The sequence below is a fragment of the Vibrio sp. 10N.261.54.E10 genome (assembly GCF_002877735.2).
Taxonomy (GTDB): domain Bacteria; phylum Pseudomonadota; class Gammaproteobacteria; order Enterobacterales; family Vibrionaceae; genus Vibrio; species Vibrio crassostreae_C.
Genome location: NZ_MCXE02000001.1, coordinates 1749810 through 1769326, shown reverse-complemented (window position 1 = coordinate 1769326; position 19517 = coordinate 1749810). Strand labels below are relative to the sequence as shown.

The 19517-nt window shown below is 44.1% G+C and carries 19 protein-coding genes; 6 read left to right on the top strand and 13 right to left on the bottom strand.

Going from position 1 to position 19517, the window contains the following annotated elements:
- Window positions 1-81 precede the first annotated feature (81 nt).
- From BCU07_RS07705 to BCU07_RS07680, 6 genes are all read right to left on the bottom strand, one after another.
- A complete protein-coding gene (locus BCU07_RS07705; protein ID WP_017062026.1) occupies window positions 82-477 on the bottom strand; it encodes a GspS/AspS pilotin family protein in 396 nt (131 codons plus the stop codon).
- A 1-nt stretch (window position 478) separates the two neighbouring features.
- Window positions 479-775 carry a YciI family protein gene (locus BCU07_RS07700; RefSeq protein WP_004741234.1) on the bottom strand — a complete coding sequence of 99 codons (297 nt, stop codon included), beginning with the start codon at window positions 773-775 and terminating at the stop codon, window positions 479-481.
- 474 nt (window positions 776-1249) lie between these two features.
- On the bottom strand, window positions 1250-1648 hold the full coding sequence (gene yciA, locus BCU07_RS07695; protein ID WP_017061510.1) for an acyl-CoA thioester hydrolase YciA: 399 nt from the start codon (window positions 1646-1648) through the stop codon (window positions 1250-1252).
- A 188-nt stretch (window positions 1649-1836) separates the two neighbouring features.
- Window positions 1837-2403, bottom strand: coding sequence for a septation protein A (locus BCU07_RS07690; RefSeq protein WP_017061509.1), 567 nt, complete (start codon window positions 2401-2403; stop codon window positions 1837-1839).
- 133 nt (window positions 2404-2536) lie between these two features.
- Window positions 2537-2785 carry a hypothetical protein gene (locus BCU07_RS07685; RefSeq protein WP_017069991.1) on the bottom strand — a complete coding sequence of 83 codons (249 nt, stop codon included), beginning with the start codon at window positions 2783-2785 and terminating at the stop codon, window positions 2537-2539.
- 285 nt (window positions 2786-3070) lie between these two features.
- The gene (locus tag BCU07_RS07680; protein WP_017063534.1) at window positions 3071-3958 is read right to left on the bottom strand and encodes a LysR substrate-binding domain-containing protein; all 888 of its coding nucleotides are present in this window, start codon (window positions 3956-3958) and stop codon (window positions 3071-3073) included.
- A 181-nt stretch (window positions 3959-4139) separates the two neighbouring features.
- Between BCU07_RS07680 and hisC the strand changes: the two genes are divergently transcribed.
- From hisC to BCU07_RS07650, 6 genes are all read left to right on the top strand, one after another.
- A complete protein-coding gene (gene hisC / locus BCU07_RS07675; protein WP_102427834.1) occupies window positions 4140-5282 on the top strand; it encodes a histidinol-phosphate transaminase in 1143 nt (380 codons plus the stop codon).
- Window positions 5283-5292: 10 nt separating this feature from the next.
- Window positions 5293-6066 carry an ABC transporter substrate-binding protein gene (locus tag BCU07_RS07670; protein ID WP_102427884.1) on the top strand — a complete coding sequence of 258 codons (774 nt, stop codon included), beginning with the start codon at window positions 5293-5295 and terminating at the stop codon, window positions 6064-6066.
- Between the two features lie 580 nt (window positions 6067-6646).
- Entirely contained in the window at window positions 6647-7606 is a 960-nt protein-coding gene (locus BCU07_RS07665; protein ID WP_017063537.1) for a TRAP transporter substrate-binding protein, read from the top strand.
- Between the two features lie 67 nt (window positions 7607-7673).
- Window positions 7674-8153, top strand: a complete 480-nt coding sequence (locus tag BCU07_RS07660) for a TRAP transporter small permease (RefSeq protein ID WP_004736522.1) — start codon at window positions 7674-7676, stop codon at window positions 8151-8153.
- Between the two features lie 21 nt (window positions 8154-8174).
- Entirely contained in the window at window positions 8175-9482 is a 1308-nt protein-coding gene (locus tag BCU07_RS07655; RefSeq protein WP_102427833.1) for a TRAP transporter large permease, read from the top strand.
- A gap of 159 nt (window positions 9483-9641) precedes the next feature.
- Window positions 9642-10949 (top strand): IS4 family transposase, encoded by a 1308-nt coding sequence (locus BCU07_RS07650; RefSeq protein WP_413286086.1) that lies wholly within the window; start codon window positions 9642-9644, stop codon window positions 10947-10949.
- Between the two features lie 57 nt (window positions 10950-11006).
- Here the strand turns inward: BCU07_RS07650 and BCU07_RS07645 are convergent, their stop codons facing one another.
- The 7 genes from BCU07_RS07645 to BCU07_RS07615 all read right to left on the bottom strand — a co-directional run bounded on the left by BCU07_RS07645 (window position 11007) and on the right by BCU07_RS07615 (window position 19434).
- A complete protein-coding gene (locus tag BCU07_RS07645; protein ID WP_372050086.1) occupies window positions 11007-12326 on the bottom strand; it encodes a dicarboxylate/amino acid:cation symporter in 1320 nt (439 codons plus the stop codon).
- Between the two features lie 309 nt (window positions 12327-12635).
- The gene (trpA, locus tag BCU07_RS07640; protein ID WP_102429050.1) at window positions 12636-13442 is read right to left on the bottom strand and encodes a tryptophan synthase subunit alpha; all 807 of its coding nucleotides are present in this window, start codon (window positions 13440-13442) and stop codon (window positions 12636-12638) included.
- Window positions 13442-14632 carry a tryptophan synthase subunit beta gene (trpB, locus tag BCU07_RS07635; RefSeq protein WP_102429051.1) on the bottom strand — a complete coding sequence of 397 codons (1191 nt, stop codon included), beginning with the start codon at window positions 14630-14632 and terminating at the stop codon, window positions 13442-13444. The genes trpA and trpB overlap by 1 nt, the downstream gene beginning before the upstream one ends.
- A gap of 131 nt (window positions 14633-14763) precedes the next feature.
- Complete coding sequence (gene trpCF, locus BCU07_RS07630) at window positions 14764-16203, bottom strand: bifunctional indole-3-glycerol-phosphate synthase TrpC/phosphoribosylanthranilate isomerase TrpF (RefSeq protein WP_102429052.1); 1440 nt, start codon at window positions 16201-16203, stop codon at window positions 14764-14766.
- Window positions 16204-16228: 25 nt separating this feature from the next.
- The gene (gene trpD, locus BCU07_RS07625) at window positions 16229-17224 is read right to left on the bottom strand and encodes an anthranilate phosphoribosyltransferase (protein ID WP_102332468.1); all 996 of its coding nucleotides are present in this window, start codon (window positions 17222-17224) and stop codon (window positions 16229-16231) included.
- 9 nt (window positions 17225-17233) lie between these two features.
- Window positions 17234-17824 (bottom strand): aminodeoxychorismate/anthranilate synthase component II, encoded by a 591-nt coding sequence (locus tag BCU07_RS07620; RefSeq protein WP_010438041.1) that lies wholly within the window; start codon window positions 17822-17824, stop codon window positions 17234-17236.
- 2 nt (window positions 17825-17826) lie between these two features.
- Window positions 17827-19434, bottom strand: a complete 1608-nt coding sequence (locus BCU07_RS07615) for an anthranilate synthase component 1 (protein ID WP_102429053.1) — start codon at window positions 19432-19434, stop codon at window positions 17827-17829.
- Window positions 19435-19517 lie beyond the last annotated feature (83 nt).

Genomic DNA, 19517 nt, shown 5'->3' with positions numbered 1-19517 from the left:
ATTTTGATTGCTTCATAAAACAAAGGCCTCGCATTTGCGAGGCCTTCTGGTTTTATACTTGTTCGAATCTCGAGCTAGAATCTAGCTGCTGCTCTGACACGTCTCTTTGCTGATCAACTTCTCAACCATCAGTTGTCCGCGAGTGTTGCGAATCTTGATGTTGTAAGCCAAGCCCATATCAAGGTTTGCTCTCACTTCAGAGTTGGTGCAGTAGCTATTCACACTCATGTCTACAACTTGGTTTAAAGGCTTAGCACCTTTTGCATCTTGGTTGTAGATCATCATGATTTCGATAACGGTGTTTTTTGCTAGCACGCGCATGACCGACAGTGGGCCATACTCAATCGGCAGGCCTGCAGATAAAACGCCAGCTCGGTGCTGCGCCATCATCTCTAGCTGTCTTTGTTCGTCTTGCTCACTTGAAGCACAGCCTGCAAGCAGAGCTAAAGCCAGTGAGCCAATAATCCATTTTTTCACGTTAAAATACTTTCTTGAATGGTTTTACAATCACATTTTGGTAAACGCCAGCATCAATGTACGGGTCAGCGTCTGCCCATGCTTGTGCATCTTCCAAAGAGTTAAATTCAGCAATCACAGTTGAACCTGTAAAGCCTGCTTCGCCAGGGTTATCTGAATCAATCGCTGGCATTGGACCTGCTGTTAACAGTCGGCCTTCATCGTGAAGTGTTTGTAGGCGTTCTAGATGTTGTGGGCGAACACTTAGGCGTTTTTCTAATGAATTTTCGACGTCTTGAGAAAAAATCACGTACCACATATTGAGATATCCTTATTTTACTTCACTAAATTTGGGGCGTTTAAATTCGCTATCTTGCTAATTTACGCGAACTAATTGGTATTGGAAGGGCTAATGATAAGAAATTGTGAATTGGTGCGAGAGAGTTGTATGGTCGTTAGGGCGTGTTGACCTTTCGTGGTTAAATTTTGTTCGGGTGGGGACGCCTAGTCAAAAGCGTTTTAATCGCGGCGAGGGGGAAGTAGCCTAGTCATTCTAAGCAAATCTCCCTCAACAAAGAGTAAAACGCTTTTAGCTGAACCCTTCGGGCAGCGTTTGCTGGTCATTTCTACTACGTTATCGGCTTCTTATGGAGGCTAGCTACACATCAAAGCCTCTGCCTTGTATAAATACCCAGCAATTCGCTGCAAAAGTCAGCTCGAAAGGTCAATACGCCCTAGTAATTTCATTTATAAAAACTAAAGACCATCGGTGCCACACGCTTAATAAAAGGTGTTATTTGTTGATTGGGCGAGGCTTACCACTTTCATCAACCGCAACGTAGTTGAATGTCGCGCCACAAACCTTGTAGCGGTCGCCGATACCGTGATCAAGTACAGGCTTAACCCAGACTTCTAGGTCGATATTCATCGAGCTGCGACCAATCTTAGTGCAGTCACCATAAACACACACAACATCACCCACTGAAACCGGCTGTTTGAACTCGATACTCGATACTGAAACCGTGACTATCTTGCCGTTAGATATCTCTTTTGCCAGTATGCCGCCAGCAAGGTCAAGCTGTGACATTATCCAACCACCGAAAATCTGGCCTGCTGCATTTGTATCAGAAGGCATCGCTAATGTGCGAAGAAGTAAAGAACCAATCGGGTTCAAAGTTGATTGAATAGTCATTGTCGTACTCTTAATGGTATTGATTGTTTTATATAAAAATAGATGTGTTTACGAGACTCGTGGTGGTCTAATTTTTAACGTCTTCACCGAACACAAATAATCAGCGGCCAATGATCACGAGTATCATTGGCCAATCGCATATTGATAATAATTGTATCAAATAGGGTATGAGGACTCATCCCTAAGGGCTATTTCTCGTCGGTATTTTTATCCGTTAACTCTTTCTGCTGGTCTTTTGGTAGATGCTTATAGATATAAACACCAGTGAGCAAGGTGAAGAGCAAGGTCGCGATGAGTAGACCAAACACTTTGAAGTTGACCCAAACATCCAACGGTAGGCTGAAAGCAACGTAAACGTTGAGAACGGCACATAGGGTAAAGAACAGCGTCCATGCCCAGTTGATCTTGCCCCATACCGAATCAGGCAGTGTGATCTCTTTGCCTAACATACCTTTAATCGCTGATTTGCCCATGATGTGACTGACCGTCAGGCCAATCGCAAACAGTGCGTAAACGATGGTGACTTTCCATTTAATGAAGTTGTCGTCGTGCAAGAAGATGGTCATGCCACCAAATACGGCAACCATTAGAAAGGTGATGACCTGCATTTTTTCGACTTTCTTGTAGATGAAATAAGTCAAAATAATTTGAACTGCAGAGGCAACGATCAAAGCGCCGGTCGCGGTATAGATGTCGTACATCTTATAAAGCGCAAAGAAAATAATGAGAGGAATGAAATCAAGAATTTGTTTCATGAGACACTGACTATCCAGTTAGTTGAGTTGCTGACAGTCTAACGAAAACTGTCTCGATGCTAAATAGCTCGAGACAATTGGGTGCCAATTAATTCAATCTAACCACTCATCGTGTTTAAAGAGTTGAAGCAGGTTATCGCATTGACGAGGTTTGATAGCGAGGTATCAGCTTTTTGATATCTTCAAGGTAACCTTCGCTCTTTAAGCTGTCTAAGGTGTTTTCGAGCTCTTGCTCACTCATGGCAAAACATGTCGATTTACCGGTCGTTAAGTCGAGATACTCGTGATATTCACGCTCTGTGAAGTGGCCAATTCTGTCCATTAATAGGGTTTTAATTCCATGGTGAATCAAGCCGTAATACGTATGTCTTTGTAAGGTCATAGCCTATCCTCCGTGACAAGCTGCAGTGAAACTGGTGCAACCTGCTGTATATTGGTTGGGTTATCTATGACAAAGCAACTCGAATGCCATTTTCTCCAACGGAACAGAATAAATTCCCGGCTAAATAGAATTGAACTTCTTTTCAAATAGTTAAAGGAAGGTACGTTCTATTCTCTGACAATCAATACGAAACAGACATCAAATAGTTTCATTTTGAGAACGGAAAAATTCTCATTATGACGCTCTCCTGCCGCTTATAAAGAGGCCTACCAACAATGATTGCCGCTAATCGACGAGCCAATCAACAAGCGTAGATAAGGATGTATTTTGTCGATTCTTGGGTTGCAGCAAGAAGTAACCATTTCCAGAGAAGACACTGCCTTCACTCACTTTCACCAATCTACCCAAATCAATATCTTGCTTGGCCAGCGTGATGTCGCCTATGGCAATGCCAAACCCTTGAATGGCGGCGTTCATAGCTTGATCGAGTGTTGCGAATTGTTGGTTGTTCTTGCTTGAAAGGTCGTGGCTGCCGATGTGCTCTAACCAAAGTCGCCAATCACTTTGCTCATTGTTGGCGTGTAGCCAAGTGTATTGGGCAAGCTTGTGTGGCTTGATGATGGTCGATGCGTCGTCGACAAGATGGCTCTGTGTAATGCTTTGTGCTTGGCAAACGGGCGCTAGCTGCTCGTTAAACAATAATTGGCTGATAATCGATTGTTGGTTTGGCTTCTTACCATAGGTAATTACGGCGTCAAACGGATCAAAGCTTGGTTCGAAGACGTGCTTGATGGTCGACGTCAGTTCGACATCAATTTCAGGATAGGCTTGCTGAAAAGACATCAACTTAGGTAGTAGCCAAGAGGTAATACAGCTCGGTGCGTTGAGTTTGATCTTAGACGGAGAGCTAGCCACTTGATTTAGAGCCGATTGCAGCTGATGAATCGTTCCTTGTATCAGGGGAACCAGTTCTTCTCCTTTCGGCGTTAAAGACAATCCGCGAGCATGGCGATAGAAGAGATCACAGCCAAGGCTTTCTTCAAACGACAATACCTGACGACTCACTGCACCTTGCGTAACATTGAGCTCATGTGCCGCGCGTGTAAAGTTGAGGTGCCTTGCCGTAGACAAAAACGCGAGCAAGGTTTTGGTTGAAGGAAGTGTGCGATTCATATCTTTACCTATGACTTTTTATCATGGCTATTATGTGATTATTTCGATTCATTTATCAATAGTGTTCTGTTTGAATGTAAATACTTAATCATCATTTGTGATTCAATATTTGTATAAGTCACATTTTTTGAATATGAAGGCAATGATGAAGACATTGTGATTTTGTGAAAGGGATAGCTTCTTGACATCTTTTATTGATAGCTTAGTGCCTCAGGCTGTAAAAAAATTAATACCTTATCAATCGGCAAGAAGAATTGGTGGTGATGGACGTGTCTGGCTAAACGCCAATGAATTGGAAAGCTCGCTGTTTCAAGGAGAAGCAAGTCACAACCGATACCCAGACTTCTTACCACAAGATATTGCTAAGGCTTATCAAGATTACTGTAGTACCGATGCCGCGACTGTGGCTGTTCGTGGTGCAGATGAAGCGATTGATTTGCTGATCAGAACATTCTGTAAACCGGCGTGCGACAACATACTTATCTGCTCTCCAACGTATGCGATGTATGAGTTTTGCGCTGATGCATTGGCGATTAATACCTTGGACTCTCCATTGCAGGAAGACTTTAGCCTGAACGTCGCTGATATTGTGAATAAGGCAGAACTGGCGAATATCGTGTTTCTTTGCTCACCAAACAATCCAACGGGCAATGTGATTCCTAAATCGGATTTGATTCAGGTATTGGAAGGCACGATTGGGAAGTCGCTAGTGGTCGTCGATGAAGCGTATATCGAATTTGAACCACAAACGTCAGCCGTTAGTCTTATTGAACGCTATCCACATTTGGTTGTGATTCGCACCTTGTCTAAGGCATTTGGACTGGCTGCGGTTCGTTGTGGTTTTATCTTAGCGAGTCAAAATGTGATGCAGTATGTCGCGAAGCTGATTCCACCGTATCCGATGCCAGATTGCTCATCTCAAATCGTGCTAGACGCTTTGTCCGATGAACGAGTCTCAGTGATGCAAGACGCGACGCAAAAGCTGGTTGAACTACGTAACTGGTTTGCTTGTGAGCTAACGCGGTTTGATTTCATCGAGTCTGTTTACCCTTCATCGACAAACTTCATTTTGCTGCGTCAAAAAGCAGGGCACCAAGTGTTCAGTGTCTTGGCGAAGGACGGCATTGTGACAAGGAACCAAAACCATGAACCGGCTTTGCGTAACTGTGTTCGAATCAGTATTGGTAGCCAAGAGAGCATGCTAGAAGTGATAACGTCACTAACACGTTACCAAACCGAATTAGAACAGAGTCAACAAGGCAAACAAATTCAACAAGCTCAACATAAAGAAATTCAATCTCAACTCGATAAAGATCATATCTAGGATGGCAATGATGAAAAAGATAATACTAGGACTCGCTTGTGCGGCCGCTTTACTTGGTACAACGGTACAGGCGAAAGAAATCCGTTTAGCGTCGGACTTTACGTATCCGCTATTCAACTATAAAAACAGCGACGGTGTGCCTGTCGGGTTTGATATTGAGATAGCTGACGCCTTGTGTGAGCAAGCTAAACTCGATTGTACTTGGGTTTCACAAAGCTGGGATTCGCTAATTCCAAGTTTGTTGGCAAGAAAGTCGGATGTGATCATGGCTTCGATGCGCATTACCGAAGAGCGTAAGCGTAAAATCTTATTTACTGACAAGTACTACCAAACACCAGCCGTATTTGTTGCTGCTAAAAGCGCAGAATTCAGCGTTGATGAGGCAGGCTTAGCGGGTAAAACCATCGGTGTTCAGCAAGGTACGATTCACGATCGCTACGTAACCGACAAGTTTGGTAGTGTTGCCAACATTAAGCGTTACACAGGGCAAGATGAAGTGTATCTGGATCTGCAAAACGGTCGCTTAGATCTAACCTTCGGCAACTCAGATCAACTGTCATTGGCTTTCTTAGATAAGAAAGAAGGCGAGGGTTTTGAGTTCAAAGGCAAAGCCGTTACCGACAAAGCCTACATCGGTGAGGGTACGGCGTTAGCATTAAGAAAGCAGGATTCAAAATTGGCGAAACAATTCAATGCTGCGATTGAAGAGATCAGAGCAAACGGTACTTACGACAAGATCGCCGCTAAGTACTTCACGTTTGATATCTATGGCGCTGATTTGTAATTCGTTTAACGCCTAAAAATTAGAACACCAAAAACAAAAATCCGAGGGCTGTAAGGCTCTCGGATTTTTGTTACAAACAATTCATCCTCTCAAGCTTCTCTCTATTGCCTTTATCTATTCTTGTTACCTAAATCCAACCGAAAACCTTGCCTTCATCACCTCACAAAGCACTGTTCACGACTCGCGTTTTCGAGCGAGGAGACCTTCTTTGTCGTGCTCCATAACTGAATTTAATGTCTTAAAATAACATAAATAGATCGATACTCTTTTACTAAGAGATCGTTCTTAAAGCAGTTGAAAGTAATCGAAATTACAAAAAAATCCAAAGTAGAACTGATTAATGGTCTAATTAGTCCCAAATATGATTGGTATCACAATCAATTAGGTTCTCAGGCCAATAGATAAACCTTAGTTCACAAAATATACATATAGTATTGTAATACAAGATTCATAGGGTAAGAATATTGTAATGAAACGTTACTGCTATGAGCGATGTGCAATTGAACGTTAGATTTCAAACTTAGCTATAGCGTTGCATATAAAAACTGTACCTCTTACAAAATGGATTCTGGAGAAGAACATGAAAAAACACCTACTGACGATTGCAGCGGCTTCAATTCTTATGGCATTTGGCGCTCAAGCAAAAACTTTGACGTTAGGGCATGCAATGTCATTAGAAAGCGCAGCTCACCAAGGCATGGTGATCATGGCTGATAAAGTTAAAGAAAAATCGAATGGTGAACTTACGATTAAGATCTTTCCAAACGGTCAATTAGGCTCTGAACGTGACCAAGCGGAGCAAGTTGTTACTGGCGCGATTGATATGGCCAAAATCAATGGTGGGTTAGCCGAATCTTTTGAACCAACGTTTAAGGTTAATGCACTGCCTTTCTTATTCCGTGACGTTCCACATATGAGAACCTTCATGCGAAGTGAAGCTGCACAAGAGATGCTGCTTTCAAGCGAAGGCAAAGGTTTCATCGGTCTTACATTCTATGATTCAGGCACACGTAGCTTCTACGCTAAGAAAGCCATCAACTCACCAGCAGATCTAGCTGGCATGAAAGTTCGAGTTCCTGGTTCTCCAACCATGATGGAAATGGTTAACTTACTTGGTGGTAAAGCAACACCTGTACCTTTCAATGAGGTATACACGGCTCTGCAACAAGGTGTAATTGATGGTGCTGAGAATAATATTTCTAGCTTAGTTGAAATGAAACACAGTGAAGTTGCCAAATTTTACTCTATGGACCAGCACATGATGACACCTGACGTGATCATCATTTCAGAATACAAATGGGGTTCATTAACGGCAGAAGAGCAAAAGATCTTAAAAGAAGCTGCTGCTGAGTCTCTTGAAGAGCAGATCAAAATCTGGGATGCAACAGATGACATGAACAAAGAGAAAGGAATGAAAGAAGGTGTCACGTTTGTTGAAGTTGATAAAGCCCCTTTCCGTGCAGCTGTTAAACCTATGATTGATGAGGCGAAAAAAGATCCAAAACTAGCTCCATTCATTGAAAAAATTGAAGCTCTTTAATCAGTCTTAGTGAAAATATAATTTTGCCTTGGCTTTGCTAAGGCAAAATTTTTTGAGGTATCACACCATGTTAGCAACTTTCAGAAACCTACTTGATAGGCTGATTCTTTTTGTCTCTTCTTTTGCACTAATGTTACTTGTCGTTACTGTCACTTGGCAGGTCTTTAGTCGTTATGTTTTGAATGATCCAAGTAACTGGACTGATGAACTTGCTCGTTATGCGATGGTATGGCTTGGCTTATTAGGAGCAAGCTACTTATTCGGTATCAAAGGACACTTAGCAATAACGTTATTGGATGGTTATCTTAAGGGTAAAGCACATATCGCATTACATGTACTCATCAATATCATTTCTGGCGCATTTGTATTTCTAGCAATGCTTCAAGGTGGCATCGCCCTAATGGGAAGAACCACACAACAACTCTCTCCAGCACTGCAATTACCGATGTCGACGGTGTATTCAATATTGCCGATTTCAGCCGTTATTATCCTCATTTATTTGGTCATGAATACGTTTGATCTTTTTTGTGAACCCAACAAAAAATAAGTTTTAAAAGGACTCTATATTATGGATTTGTCCATTGGTGTTTGGCTGCTAGGCCTATTCTTATTCATGATCGCGATAAGCATGCCGATTGCGATTGCAATTGCCATGTCATCTTTAACCATCATGTATTTCATCTTACCGTTTGAAGTCGCCAGTATTACTGCGGGTCAAAAAATCATTACCGGTATTGATAGTTTCAGTTTATTAGCCATCCCTTTCTTTATCCTCGCGGGGAATATAATGAATGTAGGTGGCATCGCGAGTCGACTCATCAACCTTGCAAAGCTCTTGGTTGGTTGGATCCCGGGCTCACTTTTTCACGTGAACATCTTCGCCAATATGATGTTTGGCGCCGTTTCAGGATCAGCCGTTGCAGCAGCAGCTGCGGTTGGTAAAACCTTAGGCCCAGAATTAGAAAAAGATGGTTATGATAAAAACTTAGCAACAGCAGTAAACGTTGCATCTTGCCCGGCAGGCTTATTAATACCGCCGAGTAATTCACTGATCGTATTTTCAGTGGTATCGGGTGGAACATCCGTTGCGGCGTTGTTTATCGCAGGGTATGTCCCAGGTATTTTAATGGGCTTAAGTTGTATGGTCGTCGCCTATTTTATCGCTAAAAAGAAGGGCTACAAAACAAGTGCGAATGACGGCTTCACAGCAAAAGATGTGCTGAATATTGTTTGGCAAGCAACGCCAAGCTTAGGGCTTATTGTTGTTGTTATTGGCGGTATTATTGGTGGTATTTTCACTGCAACAGAAGGAGCATGTATAGCGGTTCTATACTCTTTTATACTGTCACTCTGTTACCGAACGCTCAAATGGGCGCACTTCCCGATAATTTGTAGAGAAACGATTCAAGTCACTGGCATTATGCTGTTCTTGATTGGTGCTTCTACCATCATGTCATGGGCAATGGCGTTTACCGGTCTACCAACCATGATCAGTGATTGGATGCTCTCTATTTCAGATAATCCAATTATCATCTTTATTCTGATGAACCTGATTCTACTGATTGTGGGTATGTTTATGGACCTTACGCCAGCCGTATTGATCTTTACCCCTATCTTTATGCCGATTGCTGAGCATTTAGGCATGCATCCAATTCACTTTGCGATGATGATTATCTTCAACTTATGTATTGGTATTGCAACGCCACCCGTTGGCACGGCGCTATTTGTGGGTTGTAGTGTCAGTGGCTCTAAGATTGAAAACGTTATAAGAAGTATCATGCCGTTTTGTGCCGTACTGATCGTCACACTGTTGGCTATTACTTTTATTCCAGAAATTAGCTTGGCTCTGCCTCGTGCGTTTGGATTAATCAATTAGCCTTACAAGGGTAAGATTTACCGACTCAATATTGATCATCACCTAATAAAAAACCGCCTATATGAAGGTAATGCCGATCAGTTAAAGCCAAAGCGATCGGTTGAAGGATCCTTCAGAGCTGTCAAAATCCAAGTGTATTTAATGCACTTGGATTTTTTTATGGATGTTTCTCAAGCTCTAAACATAATTAATGATTGGAAACCTAGCAGCGTTGAGACTTTGTCTGACTTGCTTCCAATTGAACTCATCGACGAAGCCTATTCTCTTACTGATACTGTCACGATGAGAAAGAGGAAATTAACTTTAGAATCCATGGTGTGGCTGCTTGTTGGAATGGCTATCTATAACAGTAAATCCATGAAAGATTTAGTGAACCAACTTGATATTGTCGACCGTACAGGTAAAGCTTTTGTCGCACCGAGTGCGTTAACTCAACGTCGAAAGACGTTGGGTGAAGACGCAATTAAAGCGGTCTTTGAGCGAATGACTACGTCATGGTTAAACAGTGCAAAGTTACCCCAATGGAATGGATTAACGCTGCTTGGCGTCGATGGCGTTGTTTGGCGAACGCCCGATAACCCGCAAAATGAAAAAGCATTTTCTCGACAAAAAGGGACGCAATATCCGCAAGTGAGAATGGTCTGCCAAATGGAACTAAGCAGTCACATTATTACGGCCAGTGCATTTGATAATTACAATACAAACGAAATGATATTAGCTGAAAAACTGATAGAAACAACACCAAACCATAGCGTAACAATGTTCGATAAGGGGTTCTATTCTTTAGGTTTATTACATAAATGGCAAGACTCTGGCTCAGAGCGCCATTGGCTTATCCCCCTCAAGAAAAATACACAATATGACATTGTTCAATCTTTAGGGCGAAATGACAAACTTGTTCAATTACACAGTAATCCAAGAGCTAGAAAGCTATGGCCTGATTTACCAAAGTCGATAACCGCTCGACTTGTCACTCGTAAAATTAAAGGAAAAGACTACCAAATATTAACCTCCATGACGGACTCCCTGCGTTACCCATCAAAAGATATTGCAGGCCTTTATGAGCATCGTTGGGAAATAGAGCTGGGCTACCGAGAGCAAAAACAATACATGCTTGGAAACCGTCTTACGCTGCGAAGTCGTTTACCAGAGCTGGTCAAGCAGGAGTTATGGGGCATCTTGCTTACTTACAATTTAATCCGATATCAGATGGTCGAGCTCTGCTTCAATTTAAAGGGAAATTACCTTCCTTATCAACTGAGTTTTAACGGCACGTTAGCTCATGTATCAGCGTTACTTGTAGGCTTACCTTATTCAACACCAGGCGCAATACCTCGTCAGCTAAAGGGGTTCCACAACATGGCTGAAAGCTTAATACTTGAAGGGCGAAGGGAAAGGACATTCCCTAGAAGAGTTAAACCCAGACCACAACGGTATGCTAAGAACAAAAATGCCGTTCACTCTTAAGTGAACGGCATTAGCCTATATGAAGGCGGTTTTTTTAATCAAAACTGAAGCTTAATATTACGCTTGCTGTTTTTGTAGCTCAGTTTCTTTCGCTTCGTCTTCGATTAGAGAATCAACGATGACTGCACATGCTGCATCACCAGTGATGTTCAGAGCAGTACGGATCATGTCGAAGATACGGTCTAGAGCGAACAACAGAGGTAGACCTTCGATAGGGATACCAGCCGCTAGAAGAACCGCAACCACTAGGAAAGAGGGACCAGGAACACCTGCTTGACCAACTGCGCCTAGGGTAGACGTTACGATGATAGCAACGTAAGCACCCATAGACAGGTCGATGTTGAACAGCTGTGCGAAGAAGATAGCAACTAGGCCGTAGTAAATTGCGTTACCAGACATGTTGATCGTCGCACCAAGAGGCAGAACGAATGAAGCCGTAGAGTTACGAACGCCAAGTTCTTTCTCTACCGTTTCCATTGTTACTGGCAGTGTCGCCATTGAAGATGCTGTTGATAGTGCAACCGCTTGAGGCTTCTTCATTGCTACTAGGAACTTCTTAGCTGAAGTCTTAGTGAAGATTTGAATCATTAGCGGGTAAGCAACAAAGCCGAAGATTAGGATCGCAGCGATGTAAACAACGAACAGTTTGAACACAACCATAAGTGCGCCAAAACCGAATGTACCCACAGCTTCTGCCATTAGGCCGAATACGCCAAGTGGTGCAATGATCATAACTTTGTTGATCATCCAAACCATTGCGTCAACAATCGCGTTTACGCCATTGATGATAGGGTCACGTTTCTCTTTCGCTTGTTTAGAAATCGCAATACCGAAGAATAAGCAGAAAACTAGAATTTGAAGAATGTTTGCTTCATTCAGTGATTGGAAAACGTTGGTCGGGATCATGCCCGTGATGGTTGCCCAGAATGTTGGAAGTTCGCCTTTCGCAGCATATTCAGAAGAGAACATGCCTTCAACGCCAGAAACATCGATACCACGACCTGGTTCGAATATTTCACCCATTACTAGCGCTAGTGCTACAGCAAGTGCAGACGTTAGTGCAAAGTAACCCAGTGTTGTTACACCGACTTTACCAGCCGATGAGCTGTTGCCTAGACCAGCAGCACCTGAAATTAGGGCAACCGCGACTAGAGGGATAACCAGCATCTTGATCAAATTGATGAAGATAGCACCCAGTGGAGCGAACATAGTTGCGCTGTCACCCATCATCGCACCGACTAGGGTACCGATGATCATTGCAATAACGACTTGAACGCCGATGTTGCTTAGTAAACTCTTTTCTTTTAACACTTCCATAACCTCTGTGCTACTAAATATAAAAATCCCAGAACTACTCACCAATGTACGATGTACCATTGGATTAATATTTCGCGAGAAGTTTTACACGTATCCTTTACATTTATCAATATGAGCAGAGATGAAAGAACACCAAAAAGCAGTAATCAAATGTCATTTGATGATTTTTCACACCAAAGCAAACGATTGCTTTTTGATTTGTCATTATTTTATAAATAGTAGTGATGTTTTGGTGGGGTATTATAGATGCGCTACAGGTTTGTATGAGGCGTTGTTTTTATCAGAAATTTAACAATTGAGAGGGTTTGGACGTGTTCTGGGAGAAAAACTCCCACAGCGCAAATTATCGCACTAGTGGGAGCCTATTTATTATTTTTGCGTTGCCGCTTTCATTGGCGTAACAAACTCAGCAAGTGCTTTAAGCATTGCTTCTGGTTGTTCAAAGTTGTTTTCAATGATTTTCACAACCGCAGAGCCAGAGATAGCACCAGCAGCGCCAGCTTCGATGGCTTCTTTTACTTGCTCAGGAGCAGAGATACCGAAACCAAGCAGTGCTGGTGGCGCATCAAACTTGTTCAAACGGTCAAGTAGGGCTGTCACAGGCATGTTTGCTTTGGTTTCTGCACCCGTTACGCCAGCACGAGAAAGTAGGTAAGTGTAACCACCACCTAGCTCAGAAACCGATTGAAGCGTCTCATCACTTGCTGTTGGTGGAGCAATAAAGATTGGGTGAATACCAAACTTCTTAGCTGCAGCAACAAACTCGCCACTCTCGTTGGTTGGTACATCAGCAATCAATACTGAATCGATACCTGCATTCGCACAACGCTCGTAGAAGTTCTCGATACCACGTGCGTACACCAAGTTTGCGTACATCAGTAGGCCGATTGGCAGATCTGGGTATTTAGCACGAATTTGACCAATAAGATCAAAACACACATCTGGCGTTACTTTTGAATCTAACGCGCGAATATTTGCGCCTTGGATTGTCGGGCCATCTGCAAGCGGATCTGAGAATGGAATACCAAGTTCAAGTGCATCAGCACCCGCTTCAACGAGTGTTTCCATGATCTTAAGAGACTGCTGAGGGTTAGGATCGCCAACCGTTACGAACGGTACAAATGCGCCCTGATTCTTTTCAGCTAAGCGAGTGAAGAGTGATTGATAGCGATCCATTATAATGCTCCTTTCTCTTTAAGAATGTCGTGTACAGAGAAGATGTCTTTATCACCACGACCAGATAGATTAACCACTAATAGCTGTTCTTTCTCTGGGTCATCGTGAGCCATTTTAACAGCATGAGCCAAAGCATGAGATGACTCTAGCGCTGCGATAATACCTTCGTTACGTGCGATAGCTTGGAAAGCTTCTAGTGCTTCGTCATCGGTTACGTTGTCGTATTCAGCACGGCCAATAGCATTTAGGTGCGCGTGTTGAGGGCCAACTGATGGGAAGTCTAGACCCGCAGATACAGAGTAAGACTCTTCTACTTGACCATTCTCATCTTGCATCAGTGGTGCTTTCATACCGAAGAAGATACCAGTTTTACCGTGTTTAAGCGGCGCGCCGTGTTGGTCGGTATCAATACCTTTACCAGCAGGCTCTACACCGATTAGGCGTACAGACTCTTCTTCAATGAAATCCGCGAACATACCGATAGCGTTTGAACCACCGCCGACACACGCGATAACTGCATCAGGAAGGCGACCTTCACGAGCTAGAATTTGGTTCTTCGTTTCTTCACCAATCATGCGTTGGAAATCACGAACAATCGTTGGGAATGGGTGAGGGCCCGCTGCAGTACCCAATAGGTAGTGCGCGTCTTCATAAGTTGCCGACCAGTCACGTAGCGCTTCGTTACATGCATCTTTTAGCGTTGAAGAGCCAGAATGAACAGGGATAACCTCTGCGCCCATTAGCTTCATACGGAACACGTTCGGGCTTTGACGTTCAACGTCTTTTGCACCCATGTATACACGACACTTAAGACCTAGTAGAGCACACGCTAGAGCCGTTGCCACACCGTGTTGGCCTGCCCCAGTTTCAGCGATGATTTCCTGCTTACCCATACGTTTTGCTAGCAATGCCTGACCAAGAACTTGGTTTGTCTTGTGAGCACCGCCGTGAAGTAGATCTTCACGCTTTAGGTACAGTTTGGTTTTTGTACCTTTTGTTAGGTTGCGTGCTAGCGTTAGCGCCGTTGGACGACCAGCGTACTCTTGAAGAAGCGTCATGAATTCGCTGCGGAACTCAGGATCGGCTTGTGCATCGATAAATGCTTGTTCAAGTTGGTCTAGTGCTGGCACTAGGATCTGCGGTACGTATTGACCACCGTATTCACCAAAGTAGGCATCGAGTTTAGCCATTGTGTTATTCCTTCAATTCTACTGATGTGTATTCACACCAAGTCATTTAATCTTGTTTGAGCTTCGCAAAAGGCAAAGCTCACAAATATGTTTTTAGTTTCTGCTTTCTAATTTCTAGCGCCGAGTTTGGACTAGTAATTGCGAATCGCTGCAAAAGCACGTTGCAGTTTGTCTGCGTCTTTTTTTCCTGGAGCGGATTCAACGCCAGAGTTTAGGTCTAATCCTAAGCAACCCAACTTAGCGGCTTGGTTAGCATTTTCTGGGTTTAGGCCTCCCGCCAACATGATTGCGCTTTGGTTGTTGATTAGGTTCCAATCGAACACTTGGCCTGTGCCACCAGTTTGAGAACCCACTTTAGTATCTAGCAGGTGACGAGTCACGTTGCTTTCCAGTAATTCTGGTAGCGAGCTCTCAGCATCGGGAGAAACACCGTAAGCTTTCCAAATCTCAACGCTTTCAGGTAGTGACTGTTTTAGCTCATCGACAAACGCTTGAGACTCATCACCGTGCAATTGCACAGCGAACAGGCCTAGCTCAGAAACCGTTTTCGCAACGTCAGTAACGCTGTGGTTTTGGAACACACCCACGTAGTTCAAAGGTGCGCCGCTCATAGTCAAACGAGCCGCTTCGATATCCACATGACGCTTAGATGCTTCAACGAATATCAGACCACCGAATACCGCACCAGCTTGATAAGCCTTTGCTGCATCGTCAGAGTGAGTTAAACCACACACCTTGTTTTCACCCAGTGTTACTTTGCGTACCGCAAGCTCGAGGTTCTTCTCTGCCATTAGAGAGCTACCGATTAGGAAGCCATCTGCAAACGTTGAAAGGTCACGAACTTGTTGATGTGTGTAGATGCCAGACTCTGAAATCACAACTGCGTTTGGAGCCAGTTCGCGAATCAGCGGCGCCAACTCTTTAGTACGGTTCAAATCAGTCGAAAGGTCACGAAGATTACGGTTGTTAATGCCGATCACCTTAGCGTTTAGAGCGACTGCACGGTGAAGCTCTCCTTCGTTGCTGACTTCGGTCAATACACCCATGTTGAGTGAGTGAGCGACTTCCGCCAGCGCTTTGTACTCTTCGTCATCTAATACCGATAGCATTAACAAGATAGCATCAGCTGAGTAATGACGAGCTAGATACACTTGGTAGGTATCAACCATGAAGTCTTTACACAGGATAGGCTGCTTAGCAATGCTGCGAACTTTAGGTAAAAACTCAAAGTCACCTTGGAAGTACTTCTCGTCTGTCAGCACAGAAATCGCGTTTGCGTGGTTGTTGTAAACAGAAGCAATGTAGTCGAGGTCAAACTCGTCACGGATTAAACCTTTTGACGGAGAGGCCTTTTTACATTCAGTGATGAAAACCGTTTGTTCTCCGCTCAGAGCGTCATAAAAGCTGCGGTCTGTTGCAGTTAGTGACGCTTTAAACTCGTCTAATGGTTGAGTCTGCTTACGTGCTTCAACCCATTGGTATTTATCACGAACGATTTTTGCTAATACTTCCGCCATTTCAGCTTCTTTGACTGAAACGTGGGTCGACAGTTTATCGGTAGTCTGTGTCATGTTCTTTGTCTCGATTCGTCGTTCGTTAGGCGTGTGCAGCAAGCTTTTGTACAAGCTCGTATGCTTTGCCAGAGTTCATCGCGTCAATTGCTTGCTGTGCGTTGGCTTTTAGGTCTTCGTGACCAAACAGACGCATCAGTAGAGCAACGTTGACTGCCACTGCGCCAACTTGAGCATCAGTGCCTTTACCCGTCAGGATATCGGTTGTGATGGCTTTGTTCTCTTCTGGCTCGCCGCCCTTGATTGCTTCAAGAGGGTGAGTGTTCAGGCCAAAGTCTGCCGGTGTCACTGTGTACTCGTGAATTTTGCCATCTTTAATTTCAGCAACGATTGTCTCGCCATGAATAGCCACTTCATCGAGGCCACTACCATGCACAACGGCAGCACGCTTCATACCCATTTGCAGCATGGTTTCCGCGATAGGGCGGACGAGCTCTTTGCTGTAAACACCCATTAACTCGATATTAGGGCGAGCAGGGTTAATCAGTGGACCAAGGATGTTGAAGATAGTGCGCGTTTTCATCGTCTGACGAACAGGCATCGCGTGACGTACACCGACGTGATATTGCGGAGCAAATAGGAATGCTACGCCAAGCTCGTCGACTGCAGTACGAGTGTCTTCTGCTGTCATCGCTAGGTTAATACCGAACGAATCCAGTAGGTCAGAAGAGCCTGATTTGCTCGATACGCTGCGGTTACCGTGCTTCGCGACTTTTAAGCCACACGCTGCGGCAACAAATGCAGAAGTCGTCGAGATATTGATGGTGTTGTGACCGTCGCCACCTGTACCTACGATGTCTGCGAAATCGTAATCAGGGCGCGGGAACGGGTTTGCATTCGCAAGTAGTGCTTTTGCTGCGCCTGCAATTTCATCGGGCGTTTCGCCTTTGATTTTCAGTGCAGTTAGCGCAGAAGCCATCAAGATTGGGTCTAGTTCACCCTTGATGATCACATCAAATAACTGTTGGCTTTCTTCTTGAGTAAGAGACTGCTGTTCGTAAAGTTTATTAATCTGTTCCATGATCGTTTCCTATATCGTCTTTTTCTCAAGAGCCCATTCGATAGCGTTTGCTAGAAGCGTTGCACCGTAGGTCGTCATAATTGATTCAGGGTGGAATTGGAATCCACACACCTTGTCTTGTTCTTGAACCACAGACATCACCAAATCATCTACTTCAGCGGTCACCGTTAGGCTATCAGATACATGCGTTGCCACTAAAGAGTGGTAGCGAGCGATAGCCAATGGCGAAGGTAAGCCTTGGTAAGTCGCATGGTTTTGGTGTTCCATCATCGACACCTTACCATGAATGATTTCGCCAGCGCCTGCAACGGTGCCGCCATAGGCTTCAACAATCGCTTGGTGGCCTAAGCAAATACCAATCATTGGCACTTTACCTTTTAGAAGCTGAATCAGCTCTGGCATACAGCCCGCATCTGCTGGAGCGCCAGGGCCTGGTGAAAGCAGTGCAACAGGGTTGTCTAGTTCGTTGATCGCAGCTTCAACAACCTTTGCCGGAATGTTGTTACGGTAAATCTTTACGCTGTGACCTAATGAACGAAACTGGTCTACAAGGTTGTAAGTGAATGAGTCGAAGTTATCGATGAATACAATATCAGCCATGATTACGACTCCTTCTTGTTTGATGTGTTCTGATTTACTGCAGCGCTTTTAGTGTGTGCAGCTTGAATCGCTGAGATAACCGCTTGTGCCTTGCCGCGAGTTTCATCGGCTTCTGCTTGTGGGTCTGAGTCAAATACGACCCCAGCGCCTGCTTGTACTTGTGCTACGCCATCTTCAACGTAAGCAGAGCGAATTACGATACAAGTATCTAGAGTCCCTTCACCGGTTAGATAACCGACTGCACCACCGTAGCTACCACGACGCGTTTTTTCTACGTCACGAATAAGCTGCATTGCGCGGATTTTTGGTGCGCCCGTTAGCGTACCCATGTTCATACAAGCTTGGTAAGCGTGTAGAGCATCTAAGTCTTCACGGAGCTGACCAACAACACGAGAAACCAAGTGCATTACATGGCTGTAGCGGTCTACTTTCAGTAAGTCTGCTACGTGGCGAGTGCCAGCTTCGGCAATACGTGCCACATCGTTACGCGCTAGGTCAACTAGCATCATGTGCTCGGCGTTTTCTTTCTTGTCGGTACGCAGTTCAAGCTCGATACGGCTGTCTAGGTCGAAATCGATTTGACCGTCAGGGCGCTTACCACGACGACGAGTACCAGCAATCGGGTAGATCTCGATTTGGTTGGTTTCTATCTCGTATTTCAGCGCGCTTTCTGGAGATGCACCGAACAGAGTAAACAGCTCGTCTTGCATGTAGAACATGTAAGGGCTTGGGTTGCTTTGTTTGAGTTCTTTATAAGCCGCCAGTGGGGCAGGGCAAGGTAGAGTGAAGCGGCGTGAAGGTACCACTTGGAATACATCGCCTTTAACTACGTACTCTTTTAAATCACGAACCGTTTGGCAGAAGTCTTCATCTGAAACGCTAGGTACAGCTTCAACGTTGTCTAACGGCGTTACTTCAGTGATGGCTTTCAGGGACTGACACTGAGTTTGAATGTCGGCTAGACGGTCAGTTAATTGCGCTTTGATGTTGTCATCTTGAGCAAATAAGCTCGCGTGAAGTAGGCCTTCGTTCTCTTGGTGATCGAAACGCAATAGTGTTTCAGCTACATAGAAGACAAAGTCAGGACAATTGTTGGTTGCTTCAGCATCACCTAGTGGCTCAAAGTTTGCCACGATGTCGTAAGCGAATAAGCCCGCCATGAATAATGCGTGTTTGTTATCCGCGTCTTGCTCAAAGCTGTGCTGAACCAAACGCAGTGCATCGAATGAAGAGGCTTCTCTTAAACGTGAGTCTTCGTCTAATTCGTTGCTTGGTTCGATAAAAGTCAGCGTCAAAACGTTATCAGTAAGGTCAGATTTAATTTCTGCTTTCACGTTTTGAGTGAGATGTTCGATAAGCGCTTGACCGTTTTCAGTCAATGCTTGAAAGATTACTTCATGTCCGCGACATACGATGCGAACAGCAGAGTCGATAAGGAGTAGGCTTGTCAGGTTCTGTTTAGATTCAATCTCGGCAGATTCCAACAAAAGACTATCAGTTTTGTTTTCACACAAAGTATGAAAAACGCTGGTTGGATCTTGCGAGTAAGGAACTGAGGAATTGATGACCTCAATGGTTCCCAGCTTTTTGATTTCAATGGCCTTGTTCACAAGACCTCCTTTATGATTCTTTAAATTTCCTGCCGTACATAGTCGCATAAAGATACCTTTCACCCAATCTAGAATATGGTCAA

Bases quoted from the DNA above. Each gene is read 5' to 3' on its own strand.
- BCU07_RS07700 (WP_004741234.1), bottom strand. From the start codon at position 775: ATGTGGTACGTGATTTTTTCTCAAGACGTCGAAAATTCATTAGAAAAA.
- yciA (WP_017061510.1), bottom strand. From the start codon at position 1,648: ATGACTATTCAATCAACTTTGAACCCGATTGGTTCTTTACTTCTTCGC.
- BCU07_RS07690 (WP_017061509.1), bottom strand. From the start codon at position 2,403: ATGAAACAAATTCTTGATTTCATTCCTCTCATTATTTTCTTTGCGCTT.
- BCU07_RS07685 (WP_017069991.1), bottom strand. From the start codon at position 2,785: ATGACCTTACAAAGACATACGTATTACGGCTTGATTCACCATGGAATT.
- BCU07_RS07680 (WP_017063534.1), bottom strand. From the start codon at position 3,958: ATGAATCGCACACTTCCTTCAACCAAAACCTTGCTCGCGTTTTTGTCT.
- BCU07_RS07670 (WP_102427884.1), top strand. From the start codon at position 5,293: ATGAAAAAGATAATACTAGGACTCGCTTGTGCGGCCGCTTTACTTGGT.
- BCU07_RS07665 (WP_017063537.1), top strand. From the start codon at position 6,647: ATGAAAAAACACCTACTGACGATTGCAGCGGCTTCAATTCTTATGGCA.
- BCU07_RS07660 (WP_004736522.1), top strand. From the start codon at position 7,674: ATGTTAGCAACTTTCAGAAACCTACTTGATAGGCTGATTCTTTTTGTC.
- BCU07_RS07655 (WP_102427833.1), top strand. From the start codon at position 8,175: ATGGATTTGTCCATTGGTGTTTGGCTGCTAGGCCTATTCTTATTCATG.
- BCU07_RS07650 (WP_413286086.1), top strand. From the start codon at position 9,642: ATGGATGTTTCTCAAGCTCTAAACATAATTAATGATTGGAAACCTAGC.
- BCU07_RS07645 (WP_372050086.1), bottom strand. From the start codon at position 12,326: ATGGTACATCGTACATTGGTGAGTAGTTCTGGGATTTTTATATTTAGT.
- trpA (WP_102429050.1), bottom strand. From the start codon at position 13,442: ATGGATCGCTATCAATCACTCTTCACTCGCTTAGCTGAAAAGAATCAG.
- trpB (WP_102429051.1), bottom strand. From the start codon at position 14,632: ATGGCTAAACTCGATGCCTACTTTGGTGAATACGGTGGTCAATACGTA.
- trpCF (WP_102429052.1), bottom strand. From the start codon at position 16,203: ATGACACAGACTACCGATAAACTGTCGACCCACGTTTCAGTCAAAGAA.
- trpD (WP_102332468.1), bottom strand. From the start codon at position 17,224: ATGGAACAGATTAATAAACTTTACGAACAGCAGTCTCTTACTCAAGAA.
- BCU07_RS07620 (WP_010438041.1), bottom strand. From the start codon at position 17,824: ATGGCTGATATTGTATTCATCGATAACTTCGACTCATTCACTTACAAC.